The organism is Lactobacillus iners DSM 13335, from assembly GCF_000160875.1.
GTDB lineage: Bacteria > Bacillota > Bacilli > Lactobacillales > Lactobacillaceae > Lactobacillus > Lactobacillus iners.
On sequence record NZ_GG700801.1, the window covers coordinates 72,381 to 75,869 of the forward strand.

Consider the following 3,489-nt stretch of genomic DNA (forward strand, 5'->3'; position numbering starts at 1 on the left):
AATCGGCATAGCACGTGCATTTGCTTACGGCGGGCACGCTGGACAGGAAATATATGATCCCAAAATATTAGTGAAGGAAATCAAAACACACGATGATTATCGCCATCACAAAAGTACAACTATCAATCACTTTTATGAAAAGCTGCTGAAATTAGCAAGTTTAATGAATACCAGAACGGGAAAGCTTGAAGCCATTCGTCGAACAAAGTATATGCGTGATTTCTTATCTGAATTCCAAATGGAAACAGGTGTAAAAGATGAGACATAATGAGTATCTATTAGATAAATCGTATTTCGAAAAAGTCGCTACACTTTTTAATAAAGGACAGTCTAATCCCAAAAAACTCCTTGTCGTAGAGCACGCCGTGATTAACAGTTTGGATTTTATAGACTATTTATGTGAACACTACGAAGTGTACTTTATACCCAAGCCTAAAAGTATCGATCGTAAAGTCCTTAAACATTTATCAAAGACTTGTACAATATTAGATGTTTCTAGGAAAGAATTAGCAGACGTTGATACACCTAACTGGATAAAGAAAATTGTCGGAAAGGACACGTTTGCAATTATTGATATTGGTGGGTATTTTGTACCCAGATTAAGTGACATTCAGAAACAGTTTAAAGGTCAATTGGTTAAAATAATCGAGGATACGGAAAATGGCTACCAAAAGTATGAAGATAAGCTGTCCAATAATTCAATATCAGTCCCAATACTATCAGTGGCAAGAAGTTCTTTAAAAATTGAGGAAGATTTTTTGGTTGGACATGAGATTGTAGTCAAATCCGAAATCTTTTTAGCAGATTATGGAACGACGCTTTTAGGCAAGAAAGCACTAGTTATTGGCTATGGTAAAGTTGGATCCAGTATAGCGGATAATTTAAGAAAACGTGGTGCAATAGTCATAGTTGCTGATAAAAGAGCAATACGATTAGCTAATGCATTAGCCCATGGGTACCAAATAACTAATGATATATATACTGAGCTAATTGACATTGATATTGTGTATATAGCTAATGGGGAGAAGTCTATTGATGCTCTTCAACTAAAAAAATTGGATTTGAAACATACTTTATATAGCTTTTCTGTAACTTCAGCGGACGATACTTTTAAAAATAGTCAAATAATCAACGAATTACCCCACTATGGACACAATGGTGGGTATAGAATTTTAAAAACCAAAAGCAATAAGACTGTTATTCTAGCAAATTCAGGGAACGCAATTAATTTCACATACTCTATATCAACATTAGCTTCCTATGTCCAATTAACACAGGCTGAAATGGCAGTTATACTACAAAAAGACATTTCAGGTGAAGAAAATCAGGGAATTGTTGAATTAAATGAAAACGACAGAGAAAAAATTGCTAAAGAATGGTTGGTAGAGATATTCAAATTTGTTAAAAGTTGAATTAAATGAAAAAAACTTAAAGAATTATACAAATAAGCTCTGGTTGCCACCGACAAAGAGATTCTAAGCTGCTTTTAGTTGCTGCTAAACTTTGATCGTAGTATTAAAAATACCTTATTAAGTGCAACTTTCATTGGAACAGTTGATAACAATATTAAGATGAAATTCGGTTTCCTTGTCAAAGTTTCTGTATAAATAGATTAAGCAAGAAGTTTTAATGGCTGTCTTTTCCCTTGCGAGGTGAGGACCATGGGAACATGTAATAATCTTCAGGAAGGTGTCACAGTAAATGAGTGTCTTCCAAATACTCTAGTTGATATTGCTGTTTAACACGTTTTTAATCGTGCTACTCAGCTATATCGACAAGCACCATAAATAAAAAGCCGCCCTGCGTAACTTTGGCCAGTTCAGGGTAGCTTAATGCTGTCTTATTAACTTCGCCACCGCCTTTGAAGCGACTTGCGTGGGAAGTCCTGTTTTCAACGGGGCTTCCTTTTTTCTGTCTACATTATAGCATGGCTATAACGGACTTACGACTATTTTAAGTGTAGTTTCTCAAAGGCTAGAGGAACTATTGTTCGTTCTTGAAAATATAGGAGCCACGGCTTAAATACCATATACAGTGATATAATATATGTAAAAAATCTATATGTGATGTTCGGGAGGTGTCATTCTTGTTTCAAGAGAAACACAGCAAATTATTGAGTGCAATAATTTCGATTGGTCTTTTAAGCTTTTTAGGAATAGTTGTTGAAACATCGTTAAACATAACCTTCCCACAATTAACAAAGTATTTTTCTATACCCATCAATCAAGTTCAATGGTTGACTACTGGATACATGTTAGTCTCAACTAGTTTAATTCCATTGGGCTCATTCTTTTTAAAACGGTTTCGTGTGGTAACCTTATTTAGAGTTTCGTGCTTAAGCTTTTTAGTAGGTACATTGATTGCCAGCTTTTCCAACAGCTTTAATTTAGTTTTGCTAGGCCGTCTATGTCAGGGCATTGCCGATGGAATCGCATTACCCTTGATGTTTGCTGTCATACTACATAAAGTACCAAAGGAGAAAGTTGGCACTTTTATGGGGATAGGTAGCTTAGTTATTGCCTTGGCACCAGCAGTGGGGCCCATATATGGCGGTATAATTCAGGACACATTAAACTGGCATTTTCTATTTATAATTTTAATACCAATGATTATTGTTACTTGGCTGCTTGGTGAGCTTAGTATTGAACAAAGTTCACCGATTCATTACGTTCCCTTTGATGTCCGTGGGGGCATTTGCTTGACCATTTTTTTGTCAACGGCGTTGATGTTTATTGTTAACTTGACTGCTAATAGTAGCTCTTTGAAATTTAATTTGATTTTACTAGGAACCGTTTTCTTTAGCGGCTTGCTTTTCCTTCTTAATGAAAAAAATAAGAGCCACAAATTGTTGGAATTAGCTCTGTTTAAAAACAAACGCTTTTTGCAGTTGTTAAGTGCCTTTTTTCTATTGCAATTCAGTTCTTTGAGTATGTCATACTTAATCCCTAATGTGCTACAAATACTTTTTGACCAGTCACCTGGCTTGGTAGGATTCCTAGTTGCACCTGCTGCTGTGATTGATGCAGTACTATCGGTGGTTGCTGGTATTATTTACGATAAAACTACACCCAGCTTACCCATTATAAGTGGCTGTACAATCATTGGACTGACCTTTTTGGGTGCCAACCTATTTACACCAAGTATTGGCGGGCTGGTTTTAATATATATGCTTTTTATGGTGGGATTGAGCTTTAGCTACAGTAACATCATGACCTATAGTTTGTCTCAATTACCTGCTGGGTTAGTAAATGATGGTAATTCGATTTATATGACGGTTCAAGCTTATTCAGGAGCAGTTGGAATTGCAATATCGTCATCTGTTATTTCTCTATTGCAGAAACAACAAGGGAGTATAATTTCAGGGACAAAATTGGGGTTATCAATCAATTTCTTGATTTTGTTTTTTGTTGCCGTATTCACAATTTCTCTATGCTTGGTAGCTTTACGAAATAAAGTAATTAAAGGAGGTAAAGAGTAATGAGTTTAGAT

Annotated in this window: 3 protein-coding genes; all 3 read left to right on the forward strand. The window is 35.6% G+C overall.

Annotated elements, in window-relative coordinates:
• A partial coding sequence (locus HMPREF0520_RS00320; RefSeq protein WP_428829111.1) for an HD domain-containing protein occupies nt 1-268 on the forward strand: 268 nt, incomplete at its 5' end.
• Nucleotides 258-1,412, forward strand: a complete 1,155-nt coding sequence (locus tag HMPREF0520_RS00325) for an NAD-binding protein (protein WP_006728901.1) — start codon at nt 258-260, stop codon at nt 1,410-1,412. The genes HMPREF0520_RS00320 and HMPREF0520_RS00325, both read left to right, overlap by 11 nt.
• A 674-nt stretch (nt 1,413-2,086) precedes the next feature.
• Nucleotides 2,087-3,478 (forward strand): MFS transporter, encoded by a 1,392-nt coding sequence (locus HMPREF0520_RS00330; protein ID WP_006728902.1) that lies wholly within the window; start codon nt 2,087-2,089, stop codon nt 3,476-3,478.
• Nucleotides 3,479-3,489 lie beyond the last annotated feature (11 nt).